The following is an 18,638-nucleotide window of genomic DNA, read 5'->3' as shown; positions in this document are numbered from 1 at the left end:
TTTTGTATGTTAGCAACGCTATTGGGTAGAATGCGATGGTTTTTTCTGTCTCAGGTTCATTCTTCATGCGTATACATGCCGTACATACATTATATGAGGAACGTTTAGCACGTTCTACTCGTCCTTTTCTTGCTCGTGGTTGTAAAGTTGAGCGTTGTCGCCAATGTATGCTGCGCACACATCTTTGCATTTGTGAACATCGCCCATTAGCGAAATCCAATGCGGCTTTCCTGCTTGTTATGTTTGATGATGAGATCTTAAAGCCAAGCAACACAGGGCGATTAATTGCTGATCTGTTTGAAGATACCTTTGCTTATATTTGGTCTCGCACTGAGCCAAATAAAGACATGCTAGCGTTATTGCAAGATCCACAATGGCAACCCTATGTAGTATTCCCAGCTGAATACGCAGAGCCTGAACGTGTTGCTGAGAAAGTAGAACTAGCAGAAGGAAAGCGTCCGTTATTTATTATGTTGGATGGAAGTTGGGCGGAAGCGAAAAAGATGTTCCGTAAGAGTCCATACTTAAATCAATTCCCTGTGTTGTCGATCAATCCAGAAAAACCCTCTCGCTATAAAGTGCGTGAAGCATCAAAAGAAAATCAGCTAGGCACTGCAGAAGTTGCAGCACGTATCATTGATTTGTTTGGTGAGCATGATAACGCAGAGATGTTAGATCTTTGGTTTGACGTTTTCCGTGAAAATTACATCACAGGCAAAATGAATCGTATGTTGCCTGATGAGTCTTCGCTAAAAGCTTTACAAACGTTCATGGCCGCTCATTAATATGTGACCTTGTCACGAAAATAACTTTCGTTATCTGTGTCTAAATTGCTATCGGTGTGTAATTTCGCTCAATTTTTTTCATTAAACGAGAGCTTTGCACATCGATAAAAGCCTAAATTTGTTCTTAGTCACAGATAGCTTGATGATAAGTGTGGATAATTTTCAAACCAATGAAAGTTTCGTACACTCAGCAAGTGTAGTTGAGCATTATTTGTGAGGATATAGGATGTACTACGGCTTTGATATAGGCGGTACCAAAATTGAATTTGGGGCATTTAATGAAAAGCTTGAGCGTGTAGCAACAGAGCGAGTACCAACGCCAGGGGATGATTACAATAAACTGATCGATACCTTGGTTACATTGATTAAACAGGCTGATGAAACATTTGGTTGTGAAGGTCTGGTTGGTATCGGTATCCCTGGCATTGAAGATGCACGTGATGGTGTGGTTTTAACATCTAACATTCCAGCTGCAAAAGGGCGTACGTTACGTGCAGACTTAGAAGCGAAGCTAGGCCGTAAAGTAGCACTTGATAACGATGCGAACTGTTTTGCGTTATCTGAAGCTTGGGATGATGAGCATAAAGATTCGCCATCAGTGTTAGGTTTGATCCTTGGTACTGGTGTAGGCGGCGGCATGGTGTTTGAAGGCAAAGTCTTTTCTGGTCTAAATCATGTTGGTGGTGAATTAGGTCACGCACGTCTGCCTCTAGATGCTTGGTTGTTCCTTGGTGAGAATGCACCGTTACTGGGCTGTGGCTGTGGTCAAAAAGGGTGTATTGATAATTACTTATCAGGCCGAGGTTTTGAATTACTTTACAACCACTACTATGGTGAAGAATTAAAAGCGATTGAAATTATCGGTAACTATCGTGAAGGTGAAGCTAAAGCTGTCGAGCACGTAGAGCGCTTTCTTGAACTACTGGCAATTTGCTTGGCAAACATCTTCACCTGCATTGATCCACATGTTGTCGTACTGGGTGGTGGTTTATCTAACTTTGATCTTATTTATGATGAGTTACCAAAGCGCATACCAAAATACCTACTATCAGTATCCGTTGCACCAAAAATAGTGAAAGCAAAATACGGTGATGCTGGTGGTGTACGTGGCGCTGCATTTTTAAATATTAAATAAGAAAATACATTAATGATTTATGAAAGCACTTCTGTAATAGAAGTGCTTTTTTTGTATTGTTAAAAAAATTGACAAGATATGTCATTGCAAATCTTTGCTTAAAAAAAATACTTACAGTTAGTTACATTTAATTTGCAAAGGGTATGTTTAAGTTATTTGTCTTTTGTATTTAGCATGATAGCATCGCCTTAATACATAACCTCTGTGAATGGCTAACTAACTTGTTTCGTTCTGATATATATAAGCCCTACTTAAATAGGGTTTTTTTGATGTGTGCTGTTTTTATCTTGGTATTTATCTCACTTTGTTACTACAATTTTTTATCCATAAATATTTTAGAAAGAAAACTGCAAACACTGATTCAAACGACTGTTGATGTGACTAAGCGCTTTCATGGTTTTTATATCAATGCTGATTCAAAACATTATGATGAGGGTGTTCACTTTGAGAAAATTGATAATGGTGAACTTGGTATCATTGTTAAAAATTCAGGCGATATTCATCAACTAAATAATGGCATGAGCCAACTTAAAAATGAAATAGAAGAAATTATTGGCTCCGATTTATTATGGACTGTTGCTGTTATTGAAAAAGCCAATGTAGCGGGTGAAGTTACTCACTTTCTTCCCTTAAGAGAGGCATATATTTCTTTGGATGAAAGTAGACACAGTCGAAATAGTTGGATCTCACGAACAATTGCTGGTGAAAGTATTGATAAGTCGTATCGTATTTTTAATGAAAATAATGTGAGATTGACGGAACCGTATTATGAAAAAGGTTCAAGTGAGTATATTAGGAGTATATTGTATCCTGTATACATTGATAAAGAAATTCAAGCTATCATTATAGTTGATTTTAAAAATGCATTAATAGAAACATGTATTAACAAATATAACAAAGAAAACCATACGACGTTAGAACTAACAGATGTTAATCACGTTTTCAGTTATAGATTTTCGTTACCTCATAGTATTACTAAGGAAAAGAATTATATAAGTTGGAATTTTAGTAATATTATCATTCAAGCATTATTATTTACAATAATAATTATTATCATTATTAATGTTGTTATAAGTTTTTATAGAAAAACATGGAAAGATTATTATTATGATAGTATGACTGGTTTTTACCGTCGAGATCACTATGAACCTAAGTTAAATAAAATGACCCACGCAAGTGTTATCATTTGCGATATTGATCATTTTAAAAGTATCAATGATACTTATGGTCACGATGTTGGTGATATGGTTATCCATGAAGTCACTAAACGTATTCGAAAATCAATACGTGATACTGATATTGCTATTCGGTGGGGTGGAGAAGAGTTTGTTATTATTTTACCTAAAATGAAATGTAACGATCTTATTCACAAGTCTGAGCATATAAGAAAAAGTGTTTCCTTCGGAAAAATTAATGAAATATCAGTTACGATTTCGCTAGGTTGTACACATCAGAATCCTGGTGAAAATATTATAAGTACGTTAAAGCGAGCCGATAAAGCTTTATATCAGTCAAAAAGTCTTGGCAGAAATAAGACGACTTTCTTATAGTGAAAAACAAATTGAATCGAAGAAAATTTTATAATGGTAATTATTCTATTATTAAGAGAACGAGTATTTTCTTTCTAGTAACATTTACTATTATTTTTTACTTTTTAACTATTTTTAATACAGCTAAAGTCAATGATGCATCTGAAGTTATTAAACAAAAAATTAATAACGTCTACGATATTGTACGACAGATAACACCGTTTTATCTTAATACTGATGTTATCCACATGAAATCAGGTATTCACCATATCGGTGATATTGCTGTTATGGTTAATGAAGAGCATGAAGTTAAATCAATTTCTACTGCTATGAATGAGGTCGAGAAAAAGGTAAAACAACTTGTAAAGGATGATTTCTGGGGATTGGCTGTTATTCAACGTACTGATACAACAGCTAATACAGCACATTTTAAGCCATTACGTGAAGTTCATATAGCATTAAACTCTCAAGGTTTACACGATGAGAATTGGATTGAACGCATTATGGAGTTTGAAAATATTCCATATCCGTACGCTGACTTTGGTACTTGCGATCTTAAGTTAACTGAAGAATACGTTGAGAGTTACTCTCATGAAAATATCCGTTCTGTTTTTCATCCATTTTATAATGAACGAAAGTTGATTGGTGTTGTACTGCTTGATCTGAAATATGATTTTATTAGTAACTGGATATCTGTTTATAACAAAGATAATCGTTCTAAAATAGAAATATCGCTGAGTAAACCGCGTTATGAATTCGTTATTCTTCCGGCATTAAAAAAGATTTTATTGCCATGTACGCCAGAAAGTGGTGTTTATTATGTAACGATTAACTGGTTATCGTTAAGTTTTGATGTTTTTGTTTACGCATTATTTCTTTCATTTTTCTATATGATTTTCGAAGTATCTAGACATTGTGTTATTACATTGATGGCAAAAGATAAAATGACAGGCCTGTTAAGGCGAGATGTTTTTGATAAGTTTTATAAAAATCTATGCCAGGAAAGCTCAATTATTGTTGTTGATATCGATAATTTTAAAAATATAAACGATAACCATGGTCATCTTATTGGTGATCTTGTTATAAAAAAAGTAAGTGAAATCATAAGAAAAAGTATCCGAAAAGATGATATATCAGTGCGTTGGGGCGGTGAAGAGTTTGTTATTGTCCTTGATTTTCATGATAAAAAAGAATTATCAAAAAAAGCAGAACTGATAAGAAATGCAGTGATGGAAGATTTAATTCATGGATTAAATGTTACTGTATCAGTTGGAATATCATCGGAATTGTCAATTTCTTTTGAGAAGCAATTTAAAAATGCTGATTTAGCCTTATATAAGGCTAAGAAATTAGGTAGAAATCGGGTTGTATTTTATGAAAATTAATAAAGAAAATAGAGTCCATTTCATCATATATTCTACTTTTTTTATATTGATGTATTTAATGCTTCTTAGTATAAATTTTTCTTTCTACAAAAGTTCAATTACTAAACAAGCTGTAATTCAAGTTGATAAATTAATTGACCATAGTAAGCAGTTTATTAATCGTATGGATTCAAACATTCTTGAAAGGCAGGGGAAAGAAAAACATCTGTTGCTTAAGCTTTTAGCAAGAGATGCTAATGTTAATATAAGTAGTATTGCCATTATTAAAAATGGTCAATATGTATACAATACTTTAATTGGACAAGTAGAAAATAAATATCATAATTCAGATAATTTAGGTCTTACAATTAAAGAAAGAAGTAACTTGACAGAAAGGCCAGTAATATCGTTTTTAGTTGATGTTGGTAACGATACTATAATTCAGGCTTATTTTAAAAAACTGGATCTTGAGCTAACAGATAAGTTAGGTCGAAGCTATGTACGCATTAATAATATTAACGTAGGACATGATAATAAGTTGATTGATGATGTTTCAGAGTTAAATTCATTTGAAATAAAATCATCAAAATACGACTTTTCTCTTATTATTGAGTGTAATATTCAAGTGGCTCTCGCTAACTATATGAATGATTCGATAATAGAGCTTGTGAGCACCTTTATTGTGTTACTTTCGATGTTTTATATTTTCTATAAGTATAACAATATCGATTACTATTTGTTGAGGAAAGCCATAAGTAATAATGATATTTGTCCATTTATTCAGCCAATTGTAGATAAAGATAAACAAGTGATCGGCGGTGAAGTGTTGGCAAGATGGATCAAGCGTAATGGCAAAATGGTATCACCGCTAGATTTTATTCCTAAGTTAGAAAAATATAACTTGATACCTTCGTTAACAATGCAATTGCTTAGCCAAGTTCTTAAAAGTGAATTGGTTAGAAAAAGTGAAAAACTTACTTTAAGTTTTAACTTAACGGAGAATTGTTTGCATAATGCACAGGTTCAAAACTTATGTATTGAGTTAGCAACTCATTGCCAGTTATTGCTTGAATTCACAGAATCGAGTGAGTTTGAAAATGTCACTAAAACCCTTGCAGCAATGCAATTATTGAGAAATCACGGGGTACAATTTGCACTTGACGATTATGGTACGGGTTATTCATCACTGTATTATTTGAATCTCTATGATTTTGATTCATTAAAAATTGATAAATCATTTGTTGATACAATTGAGTCAAGTGAATTAACTCTTCATATTATTGAAAGTATTGTGCTATTAGCAAGCAAGCTAAACATTAAGTTGATTGCAGAAGGTGTTGAGAATATTGAGCAAAAGGAAACGTTACAACGATTGGGTGTAAATAAATATCAAGGATTTCTTTTTTATAAACCCGAAAGTTTAGACAGCTTTTCTACGCGCATTTAATTTTAAGCTGGCAATATAGCTGTATATTGTCAGCTTAAATAATCAAAGTTATCGTACTTATATTATACATCAGTGTATTAATTGCTTTAAAAATTATAATTGCCACAAGTCATACACATATGATCTGCCTTTTGAAGGACTTAAATTTGAGGTTTATAGTTGTCATACTTTTTAGCTTTTTATTGTCAATTAAACTCTTCGTTGTTTCCGATTACCTTGAAGGTATTAATAAATTACGTAGTGCGACAAATGCTATTAAATATATATCGACTGAGTTTATTAAATCAGTCAACATGAAGCCTGAAAATTATAGTAATTATCTTGATTATTATAACGCTTTAACAGTTCATGCAAATGATATTATTAGTGTATCTATGGGTAGTAATTTATCTATTTTTACATTTGATGAAAAGTTAGCAATCAATAAAAATAATATCGCCGATAAGTCAATCCTTGATGAGATGATTTATGATCTTTATAGAGATGTCTTGTTTGATATTGATAGCAAAGGGATCACCATTGTTAAAAAAGTATCTTCAAGTATGCATCAAGGCTGTCAGTTATGTCATGTGGTAGTTAAAGACACTGAACTTGGCTATATTAAACTGTTTAATGCGTTTGATCTGAAAAAGTTTTTATTGTTTTTTTGTATATTATTTGTGTTTGTTATCTTTTTTTACTCATTTTATGAGCAAATAATTAGAACAAAAAAACGTGAGTCTAGCTTAGATGTATTAACTGGCTTACCAAACAGAAGTGCTTTTAAGTCATTAAAGCCATATCGCTCAAAACAAGTGTTTTGCTTTTTAGATATTGATCATTTTAAACGTATTAATGATACCTATGGTCATGATATTGGAGACAGAGCGATTAGAGCTTTTGCCCATTGTTTAAGTCAAAATATTAGAAAATCTGATATTGCTTTTCGTTGGGGTGGAGAGGAGTTTTTGCTCATACTGCGAGAAGGAATTAGTGAAGAAATAGATCCTTTTCTTATCTTAGAAAGTTTAAGACGTCGTATTCAAGCTATAGATATTATTGATATACCTAAGTTTACAGTATCAATAGGCTATTGTGACTATGATGATAATGTGGATGTTAAAGAGTTGATTAACAAAGCTGATTTAGCTTTATATGAATCTAAGCGAACTGGACGTAATAAGGTCACTCGCTACAAAGATTCAATTATCTTCGCCAACTCTTAACATTAGACTTTCGACAATACTGCTTAGCAGTAATGGTGACTTTGGCATTAACCATTACAGCTAAGCAGTTTAATCAATTGCATATTCATATTTTTAAACACAAATGCGGCTTTGTAGAGAGCCTGACAATAGTTTTTTTGTGATAGAATCCGCGTTCTACTCATACTGTAGTGCGTTTGTTATTGCTTCTAGGAAACTATTATGTCGTTCGAATCCTTAAACTTTCATCCCAATCTGCTAAATGCACTGGTTGAATTAGGTTACTCCTCACCAACTGATGTGCAAAAACAAGCGATTCCATTGGCGTTAAAAGGTGAGGATGTAATGGCAGGTGCCCAAACGGGTACCATTAAAACAGCTGCATTCTCTCTTCCTTTATTACAGCGTTTATTAACGTTGCCTGCTCAGTCTGAACAATCAGCAGAATCATCAACTGATAGTAAAGCGTCTGGGCATCCTATTCGTGCATTAATTCTTACGCCTACTCGTGAACTTGCGCAGCAAGTATTCGACAGTATGTCTGCTTATGCTAAACACACGGATTTAAAAGTCGCAGTGGCTTATGGCGGTACAAGCATGAATGTACAAGTTAAAGCGATTAATGCGGGGGCTGATATTCTTGTCGCTACACCTGGTCGTTTGCTTGATCATGTGTTCAATCGTTCTGTATCTCTGACAGAAGTTGAAACCTTTGTATTAGATGAAGCTGATCGTATGTTGGATATGGGCTTTATTGTTGATATTCAGCGAATTATGGAGCGCATGCCTGATGAACGTCAGACACTGTTTTTCTCTGCAACGTTTTCTAAACAGGTGAAGAAATTAGCATTTGATATCTTAACTGAACCTAAAATGGTTGAGGTCACTCCTGCTAATACTGCGGCAGAAACAGTAGAGCAAATGGTGTACCCGGTAGATAAACACCGTAAAGCAGAATTACTCGCTTACTTAATTGGCTCTCGTAATTGGCAGCAAGTATTAGTATTTACTAAGACCAAGCAGGGCTCAGATAAGCTCGCTAAAGATCTTGGACTGGACGGTATTAAAGCAGTTTCAATCAACGGTGATAAAAGCCAAGGTGCTCGCCAGCGTGCATTAGATGAGTTCAAATCAGGTAAAGTACGTGTGTTGGTTGCGACAGATGTTGCTGCGCGTGGTCTTGATATTGAACAGCTAGGGTATGTTGTTAACTTCGATATGCCTTATAAAGCTGAAGATTATGTTCATCGCATTGGTCGTACTGGTCGAGCTGGAATGACAGGTCATGCTATTACATTAATGAGCCTTGATGAAGAATGGGCATTGAAAGCGATTGAAGAGCTTTTAGATACACGTATACCACAGCAATGGTTGGAAGGTTATGAACCTGATCCAACGTTAATTGAAACCCAATCAGTGCACCGTGGAGCAGCTGCAGAGAAACGTCGAGCGAAAGCAAAAAGCAGAATACATCAGAATCGTGGTAAGCATGTTCGCCGCCGATAGTATGCGCTTGAACGATATTGATGATCTAGTGCTAACTTATTGTTCTAATAGTATTAATTATCTACGCGAATAATATAAGATAGCTTGTAAATTAGGAATTATCTTATTGTCAATATGGCTTGGCTTTGATAGTTTCGCTACTAACTTACATGCATATTCTTTGCTTTAATTTGTCTGAGGTTTTATGGCAGGTTTAACGAAGCCCGTTCGTTACACTGTACTGTTTCTTGTTGTTTTTACCTGTATTGCTTATACATGGTTTCTTCTTGGCGGGGCGAAACGTGAATACGTTGTCACTCCTGTAAATAGTACATACAGAATTATTGATGATACTGCGCAAAATGGTGCGACAGAATCAAAAATGGAAGTGAATAAAACAGGGGCGTTGCTTGAATGCAATATCGTCAAAAAATCGCAGTGGCCGTTTTGTGAGATTGCAATTTCATTAACGGATCATGTCGATAAGGGGATTGATCTCAGTGACTATGAAAGTGTAGGTATTGATATTGATTACGATAGCCCTGTTGAAGGTGAACGTATTCGTATTTATTTAAGAAATTATGACCCAGCTTACGCGAATTTAACGGATCCAATTTCCTTAAAATTTAACGCTATCGAGTACGCGCCTGGTGAAAATGAAGGACTGAAAACTTTTCCACTACGTTCATTCCAAGTTTTGTCATGGTGGATTGCTGACTACGAAGTACTGGTCGAGAAATCAAATCGCCAGTTCGATAACGTATCGATTATTGAAATTGCGACAGGTAGTTATGTCAAAGAAGCCTACTACGCAATTAAGCTAAAAAAATTAGTGTTTTATGGTGAATGGATAAGTGAAGAAACGTTAGTTAAATTACTGCTTTCATTGTGGGTTATTACTGCAATTACAGTGATTATTTCAGATCGTATTTATTTGCATAAACAAATCAAATTGACAGAAGAGCGTACACAACGTTTACGAGAAGCCAATCGCGCCTTGTATGAAAAGAGTTTGGTGTTTGAAGAATTAGCATTTACCGATCCTTTAACGCGTACACGTAATCGTCATGAGATTAACGATTGGTTGTCTGAAGTAACGGCACATTCTATCGATGGTGGTATTCCATTTTCGATGGTCTTTATTGATATCGACCATTTTAAGCAAGTGAACGATCTTCATAGTCACCGCTATGGTGACAACGTGCTAAGAAGGTTTGCAAGCTTGATTAATAAACGCGTACGTAAATCAGATGTTTTTGCACGTTGGGGAGGAGAGGAGTTTGTTATTTTTTGTCCTGCAACGCCATTAGGTGCAGCAGCCGAGTTCGCAGAGTCTATTCGAGATTGCATTGAGCAAGCTGAATGGGACCATGATATGAAGATAACATGTAGCATGGGGGTCGCAGAGCTTGAGAACGAAGAATACAACCATTTCATTGAGCGTGCAGATAAAGCGTTACTGAAAGCGAAAGAGCGTGGACGTAACCGAGTTGAAATTGCTTGGAATGAAAGCCAACTATAAGTTGATGTAACGGATCCTTGAGAAATAAAAAAGCCGTGTCATTTGAGTGACACGGCTTTTCTTTTTATGGGCAAATAAACCTAGATCATTAATTTACCTGTTGCGAGTAGGTAAATACCGAAAGCAGAAATCGCCACTAAAAACGCAACAAAGTAGATTTCTTTACCAACAAATACCGGTTTCTTTTGTTCCCGTTTAGCTTTAACGAAGAAGAATAAGCCAGGAAGGTACAAAATAGCAGATAACAGTAAGTGGTGTAGCCCTGAAGCGTAAAGCAGCCAGATACCATAAACAGTGGCAAACAGACCGACCCACATTAATGCCCCGCGATTCTTTGTTTTCAACGCAAGCTTTAAGGTATAAGCCGCAACAAGAAAGTAGGGGATTAAGATCATTTCAGACGCGATGATCAAAATACTGTTATAGGTACCACCAGCAAAAGTGACTGCGAACAATGAGATCTGAATACAGATAGTCGTTAGGTTTAACGCGGTTACCGCAGTACCTGCTTTATTCTGCTTTTTGTAGCTCTCAGGGAACACATTATTATTAGCAGCAAGGAATGGTGCTTCAGTGGCTAATACCGTCCAGCTAAGGAATGCGCCACACACTGAAATCAATAAACCACAGCCAATAAGTACCGCGCCCCAAGGGCCTAAGATATGCTCTAGCACTTTCGCCATTGACGGATTTTGCAATTTCGCTAACTCAGGCGTGCTGATCACACCCATAGAAAGCAAGGTTACAAAGATATAAATAACAAGAGCGGTTAACAGGCCAAGAATGGTTGCACGGCCAATATCTTTACGATCACGAGCACGAGAAGATACAACGACGGCACCTTCAACACCAATGAAGACCCATACAGTGATCAACATGGTGGATTTAACTTGATCAAGTAAGTCATGGGTAGGACCAAACTCGACACCAGTAAAATCAAAAATAAAGGTATGCCATTTAAAGGCAAGCAGAGTGAAGAATACGAACAAGAATAGTGGTACTAATTTAGCTATCGTGGTGACTAAATTAATTGTTGCAGCTGTTTTTACTCCTCGTTGAATAAGGAAGTAAACAAGCCACAAAATAATAGAAGCACCCGTTACTGATTGCCACGTATTACCTAAGCCAAATATCACGTCGTTTGGCTTATCAAAGAACATACCTAAGGTACTAAATACGATCACTAAGTATGAAACGTTAGCAAGCATGGCACTTAACCAGTAACCCCATGCTGAACAGAATCCTACGTAGTCACCAAAACCTGCTTGAGCATAACCAAATACACCACTGTTAATTTCAGGTTTTAAAATTGACAGGTATTGAAACGATAGGGCAAGAAAAATCATGCCGATACAGGTGATTATCCACCCAATCATTACCGCAGCTGGACTTGCTACCAGTGCCATATTTTGAGGAAGGCTAAACACTCCGGCACCAATCATTGAGCCGATTACGAGTGCAGTTAGCGCCCCTAATCCAAGCTTATTATCCATGTTGTAACCTAATCTTTAATTATTATATTTATAAGATTATATGGGGTTTTCTTATACCTAAAAACTATTATCTTGATAAAACCTAAAAGTTGTATATTTTTTGGGTATAAAAACAGCGGTTACAATCACTGTTTTAACTTGTTGTGGTTAAAAAATTACCTATTTAACGGTTTACTTACCACTATGTTTAATTATTAATGGACTGTTAGGTGCGTTGTTAGATTCTTATTTAGAACAAACGCCATTGCTTTGCCATTTTTTGCTGCAGAATTAACTAAAGGGGTGTCAAATTGTTCAATGTCACCTGCAACAATAACCGCACTGCAGTTTCCCATCTCAAGTGCTTTTACTAATAGATTATGTTTACTTTGATGCTCAGAAGCCTTGAGTAATAGCACCTTGTTAATATCAATGCCAGCATTCTTCAATAACGACTTATCAATTAATGCATCGTAACCCACAAACATAATCCAACGATTTTCATTATTTGCTTTCTTTAATAGACGTAAGAAATAAGCCAACTGGGTTTGTTGTTCAGCACTGTAACTAACTTCAATCGTTTGACCTACAGCTTCAGATAAAGCGGTTGAATGTGCTGTAAATGTAGATTTGTAAACTTGCGAAGCAGTAATAGATGGATGGTAGTTCATTAGTGCTTTCCTCGACCAGTGGTTATATATACATACTGTATGTGTATACAGTAGTTTTATTCGTTTACTGTTGCAAGCACTTTTTGTGTTTTTTTCTGTTCTTTTTTGTCTTGATTTTCAGGCTTATTGATATGTTGCTGTTGTTTATATCATTGATTTTTAAATAAATGATGAGGGTTTTTGACCTGTGAAAAATAAAGGGAGTAACTTTTGATAATGTAATAATAAAGCGTTGCTATTGAGAATGTTGAGCATTATCACACCTGTTATACAGGTGTTTATACAGGTGTTTATACAGGTAGTCTTACTGTATAGAATTTATGCACAAAATTTGTAAAACATAATGGATTTATAATTTCTGTGATGGCGAATGTGCTATTCTGATCGATAGTGATGAGTCACTTTTTTGCTGTGTGTTGCTTTCTTAAATGTAAGCTAGGAGAGTGAATATGGATAAAACGGATTTTCTTAATTATTTAAAGCACGAATATCAAGAATATTGCGTGATCCCAAGTATTGAATATCAAAAGAAGCGTGAGAAAAGAGAATTCATTAATGGCTTAATGAAAGGTTCTCGTTTTTTTGGTGTGAGCTTTGATGACTTAGAAGAAATAGTGCAAAGCCAATCATCATTATGCTTTGATAGCCTTGAAGAAATGTTAGAGATCCCAACCTACATTCGTATGCGCTAATTATTATTAGTTTAATGATGTAATAAAAGGGCACAAAAAAAGCGCCTAGGTAGCTAGACGCTTAAGTAGTCGTTTTCTTCAATTATACGCAGTAGGCTACAACGGCTTTTTCATAAGTAAACCCTGCTTCATTTTCAACCCAACAATCAATGCAGCTACCTTCAAGATCATCTGTTGAGTGGCAATCTTCGACAATGCCAAATTTTCCATTTGTTAAGGCAACAACAATATCCATATTATCCTCACTATTTATAAATACTTGCCTTGTTAAAATCTTTTTATCAATTTGTTATACATATAATCAATCAACGAATTCACTTATTTTGATATTGTTAGCAATATAACAGCGGCTTTTGAACTATTGTGTGATCTATCTTCAACGAAGGCTTTCGAAAATAGCAATCCCGCCACAGAGCAAACATAAGATAAGCGCCCCATAGCGAATTTTCTCTTTCGGTAATGACTGAGTGGTTTTCAAGGCTAACCAGTAACCTAGCCATGCGCTCGGAATCAAAGGTAGGGTAAGCCACAACTCTTTTACTGATAAAAAACCTACAGGTACTTGGGCTATTAGCGAAATAATAGAGCTGAACACAAAGAAAGCAGAAAGGTTACCTCGCAATTGATTTGCTTCTTGATGCTGTAACAATATCGCCATTGGTGGACCACCAATCGCAGAGCTGGTACCAAATAATCCTGAGAAAAATCCCGCAATCACCATTCGTCTCGGTGTGGGTTCAATACGGTAAGGCATAACACTCACGAATACAGCGAGCAGTACCAGTATGCCGATCCACAATGAAAGCGTATGTGCTGAAACATAAACTAATAAACATGCACCAGCAATTGAGCCAGGTATACGGCCAAAAATAGCCATTTTTAAGCCGCCAATTTCAATGTTGCTTCGATGTTTAAGTGCATTGAGCAATGAAATAAAGAGTGCGATAAGGCAAATAGGGGCAGGGACATATTCAGGCGCATACACGATAAGGATCGGGGCGGATACAATCGCTAGTCCAAAGCCAATAGCGGTTTGTACGTAAGAGCCAACAAAGATCGCAGCGATGGCAAGAAAAGTGGTAGGTTCTATATTCATTTTATCTATGGGGTGCCATAAAAGTAGAAGAATGTACTTGTCTGTACAAAGAATAATTCAAATTAATACTAATAATGCACAAAGTAAATCAGAACATGAACATCAGGTTAGGTGGCTGTGAAATATAAACTTTATGTTACAAAACAATCTTTTCGCAGTACTTATTACTGATAGAATACGCATCAGAAAAAACAGAGAAATAGGTTTATCAATCATGAACATCTGCAAAAAAAGCATCGTATCGCGTGTGATCACCATGGCAATGGGTACTGCAAGTTTAACGTTTTCTGCCATGAGTGTTGCCAGCACCAATATTGATAGTGCGATCAAGCATGCAGAACAACAACTGGGGGCAAAAGTCGGTGTTTCGGTTTTAAATGCTAACGGTGATTCACTGTACGGTTATAACAGCGAGCAACGTTTCCCATTAATGAGCACATTTAAAACGTTAGCTTGTGCGAAATTGCTCCATGATAATCAAATAACCAAAGGCATGATGGATAAGACCTATCCAGTTACCGCTGATGCTATTTTAGATTACGCGCCAGTATTTAAAGATAAGATTGGCACAGAGGTTTCACTGAAAGACGCCTGTTTTGCCACCATGACGACCAGTGATAACTCAGCGGCTAATTTTGTGCTAGCCCATATTGGTGGCGCGGAAGGGGTAACGAAATTTCTGATTGATAACAGTGACAACGTAACCAGATTGGATCGTATTGAGCCACTATTAAACGAGGCTACACCGGGAGACAAACGCGATACCACAACACCGTACGCTATGAATGAGACTATTACTAAGCTTGTTTTAGGTGATGCACTCAATCCTGCGTCTAAAGCGCAATTAACAGAGTGGATGAAAGCGAACAAAGTCTCTAATGGGTTATTCCGCTCCGTATTGCCACAAGGTTGGGAAATTGCTGACCGTTCAGGGGCGGGTGGTTATGGTTCTCGCGGGATCACTGCGGTGGTTTGGAATGAGCAAAAACAACCATTAGTGATCAGTGTTTACTTAACAGGCACCGAAGTGAGTATTCCTGAAAGGGATAAAGAAATCGCGAAAATTGGTAATGCTATTTTTGAGAGATATACTAGATAGGCTTCAATATCTAGGGGGAATTGTAATAACTTCTATTGATAGTTTGAGCTGGTTAGCACGTTTTTGCTGTTATTGTTGATAAAAGAAATAATAAAAATATGATGTAAGCACTTTTTAAGGCGCAATTCTGAAGGCACACATAATGAAAACAAAAGGGTTTACTCTGATTGAACTGGTTGTCATTATCGTCATTGTTGGCGTAATTAGTGCTTTTGTTGCGCCTAAATTTTTAGGATTAACAAGAGATGCTCGTATTGCTTTGCTAAAAGGTGTCAAATCTTCACTCATTACAGCAAGTGACTTTGTTCATACTCGTGCCACAGTATTAGGTGTTGAAAATGATCCTAATAAATCCCAAATCGATGCCGGTGATGTAAAAATCCAAGTGGTAATGGGATACCCAACAGGTTATTGGATGGGAAGTACCCGTTATTTATTATCACTGAACGATGTCAGGTATACCCAAGGTCGAAACACTAAATGCAACGCAGAGTGGTGTGGTTTAGGTAATCAGCGGACGATCCCAAGTGGGGATATTGCAAAACATCCTAGTGGTAGTGATGGTCCTAAAGTGGCAAAGATTTTTCCTCGTGGTTTTAGCTATAACGATCAATGTGGAGTGTATTTTGTTAACTATCACGATGGAAAACCGCCTGTTGTCGGTATAGAAGATAAATATTGCTAAGTTAAATTATTATTATCTTATTGAAGAGCGTAAGTAACGGGTTTGTTTTATTTGATTGCTGTAATATGACTAATTAAAAGCACTTATTAATAGCGAAGAGGTGAACTTACACTCAGTTACATTTCATGCTCTATTATCATCTGATTTCTATTTCGTATTAACCAATCAATAAACGTTATTTTGCTATGATCCCTTACTTAATTCTTCAGTGGTGTATGCATGTATCGTTCAGTAATAACAAATAAGTGGCAAAAGCAAATTGTTATTTATTTGTTGGTATTTATATCTACATTAATAAGTCTATTTCTAACACGGTTCTTTTCAATAGAGCATGAATCATTTTCTATCATGTCTATTGCAAACGCTGTGATGGTGGTAGTTTTTATCTTTTTCAATTGGCGTGTTGTTTACGCCGTTAGTTTAAGTGTCCTTGCTTATTACTATTGCTTTATTGGTAAAGCGATCGATGTTGCTTTTGCGTCAGCCATATTTATAACCCTATTCCCATTTTTGTTTTCTCAATTGTTTATCTACTTGTATAAGCAATATGAAAATAAGAATTTTAGTGCTGTGATCGGCATTTACTTTGTGATTATCGGCTTATTACTGCCGCTATCCACCTATGTTACAGCCATGACGGTAAGCTTTTTTGCAGGCTCTGAGCCATTAGCAATGAACTTCATGGCTTACTCAATATTAGGTGGCATGCTCACTCAGTTATCGTTGACACCAACGGTGTTAGTGTTATTTCTGTTGGTATTTGCAAAGCTTGGCTATAAGTCGAAGTACCTTGAGTTTAGCGAAGAAATTCGACAATCAAAGAATAGCTCACCGAGTCATCTTATCTGGTTGTCGACTTTCATTGTTATTACCGTTATCGCTGTTTCGTTCCAAAACGCTTTAGTAATTCACTCTCTTTGCTTTGTATTACTGATTTTAATTATCTTTGGTTTTGGCCGCTTTGGCTTAGTCCAACCATTGTTAATGGCAACTATTGTTACCTTGGTGATGCTGACAGAAAGCCTAGATAGGGTAAATACATTAAGAACGCTGGATGAGCAGTTTTATGGCTTATTAGTGGTACTCGCTGTGATGATCACGCTTTGTTATGCCATTGCTGGGGCGGTGATTAAGAACTTTGAATTACTACGGCAACAAATTAAGTTAGAACGTATCGATCCTTATACTGATTTATTTAATGTAAAACAGTTGGAAGAAGATTTAAGCCAATATAAAAAAGCAGTGATTGTTTATCTTGATTTGCTTCCTACCATGTCTAAATTGGCAGATTTAGGTTATCAAGGAAAAGCACAATTAATCTTTCAGTTAAATAATTACCTAACGATTAAGAACAAAAATGTGTTTCGTTGCTACAGACCACCATTTTCGATTGGTATTCTTGGCTTTGCGATCTCTGATGAAAATATCGATACCAAATTGAATGTATTGGTGTCGCAACTTAAAAAGTTTCAGTTCTATTGGGGTGATACATCCGTTAGCTTAGTGTCGCCAACATTGCATTGTGTAAAGATCACTAAAGATGATGATATTTCGGCGATCGTATCGCAGTTATGTGGTCAACCAACAATGCTGAACACTAACATCAATTGGATAGAGCAAGAGTCTCAATTAGTACGTAAAGTAGATATGTTGGAGTACATTCAAAATGTATTTAAAAACAACCTGTTTGAGCTTAACTGCCAGCCGTATTTAAAACTCAATGACAATAAAGAGAGCGCTCATAGTTTTGAAGTGTTACTACGTATAAACCCTGCAGATGGTATGACGCAAGTTGTGACACCTGCGGAGTTTTTCCCGATGATCAACTTGTTTGAGCTGGAATCGGAGTTAGATTGCTGGGTTGTTACACATACTTTCAAACTGTTGAATGAGCATATTAGCGATTGGGACAAAATTGAGAAATGTGCGATTAACTTAACCGCTAAATCGTTATCATCACCAACGTTGGCGCAAGAGATCCTTAAGCTGGCTGATAAGTACGAGATCCCATTGAAACGGATCTGTTTTGAGATCACCGAATCATCGGCTTTACAATCAGAAGAGCAAGCGATTGATACGATCCAAGTGTTACGTCGTGCTGGTTGTAAGATAGCATTGGATGATTTTGGCACAGGCTATGCGAGTTTCTCGTATTTACGTCGATTACCATTAGATATCTTAAAAATTGATGGTGAATTTATTCGCGACTTACCTGTTAGTGAAACTGATCGTTTGATTGTGGAATCATTAAGTAATGTAGCAAAAGACATTGGGCTAGAAACGGTTGCTGAGTTTGTAGAAACCGATGAGCACATTAACTTAGTGAGATCGCATGATATTACTTATGCGCAAGGTTATGGTGTTGCCAAACCAAGACCGTTAAAAGCGTTTTTAATTGAAATCATGAACAAATAATCTTAAAAGCCATAGTGATTGCTATGGCTTTTTTGTATATATAAAAATAACTTAAAC

General features: G+C 36.2%; 16 protein-coding genes. 12 read left to right on the top strand and 4 right to left on the bottom strand.

All coding sequences use genetic code 11. The annotated features are described in order from the left end of the window. The first annotated feature begins 65 nt into the window (after positions 1-65). The 8 genes from Q7674_RS15170 to Q7674_RS15135 all read left to right on the top strand — a co-directional run bounded on the left by Q7674_RS15170 (position 66) and on the right by Q7674_RS15135 (position 10,451). The gene (locus tag Q7674_RS15170) at positions 66-785 is read left to right on the top strand and encodes a tRNA-uridine aminocarboxypropyltransferase (RefSeq protein ID WP_045065520.1); all 720 of its coding nucleotides are present in this window, start codon (positions 66-68) and stop codon (positions 783-785) included. A 226-nt stretch (positions 786-1,011) separates the two neighbouring features. Beyond that, positions 1,012-1,920 carry an N-acetylglucosamine kinase gene (gene nagK, locus Q7674_RS15165; RefSeq protein ID WP_305422724.1) on the top strand — a complete coding sequence of 303 codons (909 nt, stop codon included), beginning with the start codon at positions 1,012-1,014 and terminating at the stop codon, positions 1,918-1,920. 269 nt (positions 1,921-2,189) lie between these two features. Beyond that, on the top strand, positions 2,190-3,470 hold the full coding sequence (locus tag Q7674_RS15160) for a GGDEF domain-containing protein (RefSeq protein WP_045065500.1): 1,281 nt from the start codon (positions 2,190-2,192) through the stop codon (positions 3,468-3,470). Positions 3,471-3,697: 227 nt separating this feature from the next. Then, positions 3,698-4,834, top strand: coding sequence for a GGDEF domain-containing protein (locus Q7674_RS15155; RefSeq protein WP_146146569.1), 1,137 nt, complete (start codon positions 3,698-3,700; stop codon positions 4,832-4,834). After that, entirely contained in the window at positions 4,824-6,260 is a 1,437-nt protein-coding gene (locus tag Q7674_RS15150) for an EAL domain-containing protein (protein ID WP_045065498.1), read from the top strand. The genes Q7674_RS15155 and Q7674_RS15150 overlap by 11 nt, the downstream gene beginning before the upstream one ends. A gap of 146 nt (positions 6,261-6,406) precedes the next feature. After that, positions 6,407-7,465 (top strand): GGDEF domain-containing protein, encoded by a 1,059-nt coding sequence (locus Q7674_RS15145; RefSeq protein WP_162184331.1) that lies wholly within the window; start codon positions 6,407-6,409, stop codon positions 7,463-7,465. Positions 7,466-7,666: 201 nt separating this feature from the next. Further along, complete coding sequence (locus Q7674_RS15140) at positions 7,667-8,950, top strand: DEAD/DEAH box helicase (RefSeq protein WP_305422718.1); 1,284 nt, start codon at positions 7,667-7,669, stop codon at positions 8,948-8,950. A 184-nt stretch (positions 8,951-9,134) separates the two neighbouring features. After that, on the top strand, positions 9,135-10,451 hold the full coding sequence (locus tag Q7674_RS15135; protein WP_305422716.1) for a GGDEF domain-containing protein: 1,317 nt from the start codon (positions 9,135-9,137) through the stop codon (positions 10,449-10,451). Positions 10,452-10,531: 80 nt separating this feature from the next. Here Q7674_RS15135 and Q7674_RS15130 read toward each other — a convergent pair whose 3' ends face one another. Continuing rightward, positions 10,532-11,944: a basic amino acid/polyamine antiporter gene (locus Q7674_RS15130; protein WP_305422714.1), complete on the bottom strand. Its 1,413-nt coding sequence runs from the start codon at positions 11,942-11,944 to the stop codon at positions 10,532-10,534. Positions 11,945-12,138: 194 nt separating this feature from the next. After that, complete coding sequence (locus tag Q7674_RS15125; RefSeq protein ID WP_008987128.1) at positions 12,139-12,594, bottom strand: SulA-like leucine-rich domain-containing protein; 456 nt, start codon at positions 12,592-12,594, stop codon at positions 12,139-12,141. A gap of 449 nt (positions 12,595-13,043) precedes the next feature. Here Q7674_RS15125 and Q7674_RS15120 point away from each other — a divergent pair, with 449 nt between their 5' ends. Beyond that, entirely contained in the window at positions 13,044-13,286 is a 243-nt protein-coding gene (locus Q7674_RS15120; protein WP_008987127.1) for a hypothetical protein, read from the top strand. 82 nt (positions 13,287-13,368) lie between these two features. On the opposite strand, the gene Q7674_RS15115 is transcribed toward Q7674_RS15120, so the two are convergent. Then, a complete protein-coding gene (locus Q7674_RS15115; protein ID WP_008987126.1) occupies positions 13,369-13,521 on the bottom strand; it encodes a hypothetical protein in 153 nt (50 codons plus the stop codon). A 141-nt stretch (positions 13,522-13,662) separates the two neighbouring features. After that, on the bottom strand, positions 13,663-14,382 hold the full coding sequence (locus Q7674_RS15110) for a sulfite exporter TauE/SafE family protein (RefSeq protein ID WP_305422712.1): 720 nt from the start codon (positions 14,380-14,382) through the stop codon (positions 13,663-13,665). Positions 14,383-14,596: 214 nt separating this feature from the next. Between Q7674_RS15110 and bla the strand changes: the two genes are divergently transcribed. The 3 genes from bla (at position 14,597) to Q7674_RS15095 (ending at position 18,581) form a co-directional block, all read left to right on the top strand. Then, positions 14,597-15,481: a class A beta-lactamase gene (gene bla / locus Q7674_RS15105; protein ID WP_045065496.1), complete on the top strand. Its 885-nt coding sequence runs from the start codon at positions 14,597-14,599 to the stop codon at positions 15,479-15,481. Between the two features lie 142 nt (positions 15,482-15,623). Beyond that, complete coding sequence (locus Q7674_RS15100; RefSeq protein WP_305422710.1) at positions 15,624-16,166, top strand: prepilin-type N-terminal cleavage/methylation domain-containing protein; 543 nt, start codon at positions 15,624-15,626, stop codon at positions 16,164-16,166. 348 nt (positions 16,167-16,514) lie between these two features. Further along, the gene (locus Q7674_RS15095; protein WP_107229587.1) at positions 16,515-18,581 is read left to right on the top strand and encodes a sensor domain-containing phosphodiesterase; all 2,067 of its coding nucleotides are present in this window, start codon (positions 16,515-16,517) and stop codon (positions 18,579-18,581) included. Positions 18,582-18,638: the final 57 nt, after the last annotated feature.

This window comes from Photobacterium leiognathi (genome assembly GCF_030685535.1).
Taxonomy (GTDB): domain Bacteria; phylum Pseudomonadota; class Gammaproteobacteria; order Enterobacterales; family Vibrionaceae; genus Photobacterium; species Photobacterium leiognathi.
This window is presented reverse-complemented; position numbering and strand designations above follow the sequence as displayed.

Bases quoted from the DNA above. Each gene is read 5' to 3' on its own strand.
- Q7674_RS15170 (WP_045065520.1), top strand. From the start codon at position 66: ATGCGTATACATGCCGTACATACATTATATGAGGAACGTTTAGCACGT.
- nagK (WP_305422724.1), top strand. From the start codon at position 1,012: ATGTACTACGGCTTTGATATAGGCGGTACCAAAATTGAATTTGGGGCA.
- Q7674_RS15160 (WP_045065500.1), top strand. From the start codon at position 2,190: ATGTGTGCTGTTTTTATCTTGGTATTTATCTCACTTTGTTACTACAAT.
- Q7674_RS15155 (WP_146146569.1), top strand. From the start codon at position 3,698: ATGAAATCAGGTATTCACCATATCGGTGATATTGCTGTTATGGTTAAT.
- Q7674_RS15150 (WP_045065498.1), top strand. From the start codon at position 4,824: ATGAAAATTAATAAAGAAAATAGAGTCCATTTCATCATATATTCTACT.
- Q7674_RS15140 (WP_305422718.1), top strand. From the start codon at position 7,667: ATGTCGTTCGAATCCTTAAACTTTCATCCCAATCTGCTAAATGCACTG.
- Q7674_RS15135 (WP_305422716.1), top strand. From the start codon at position 9,135: ATGGCAGGTTTAACGAAGCCCGTTCGTTACACTGTACTGTTTCTTGTT.
- Q7674_RS15130 (WP_305422714.1), bottom strand. From the start codon at position 11,944: ATGGATAATAAGCTTGGATTAGGGGCGCTAACTGCACTCGTAATCGGC.
- Q7674_RS15125 (WP_008987128.1), bottom strand. From the start codon at position 12,594: ATGAACTACCATCCATCTATTACTGCTTCGCAAGTTTACAAATCTACA.
- Q7674_RS15120 (WP_008987127.1), top strand. From the start codon at position 13,044: ATGGATAAAACGGATTTTCTTAATTATTTAAAGCACGAATATCAAGAA.
- Q7674_RS15115 (WP_008987126.1), bottom strand. From the start codon at position 13,521: ATGGATATTGTTGTTGCCTTAACAAATGGAAAATTTGGCATTGTCGAA.
- Q7674_RS15110 (WP_305422712.1), bottom strand. From the start codon at position 14,382: ATGAATATAGAACCTACCACTTTTCTTGCCATCGCTGCGATCTTTGTT.
- bla (WP_045065496.1), top strand. From the start codon at position 14,597: ATGAACATCTGCAAAAAAAGCATCGTATCGCGTGTGATCACCATGGCA.
- Q7674_RS15100 (WP_305422710.1), top strand. From the start codon at position 15,624: ATGAAAACAAAAGGGTTTACTCTGATTGAACTGGTTGTCATTATCGTC.
- Q7674_RS15095 (WP_107229587.1), top strand. From the start codon at position 16,515: ATGTCTATTGCAAACGCTGTGATGGTGGTAGTTTTTATCTTTTTCAAT.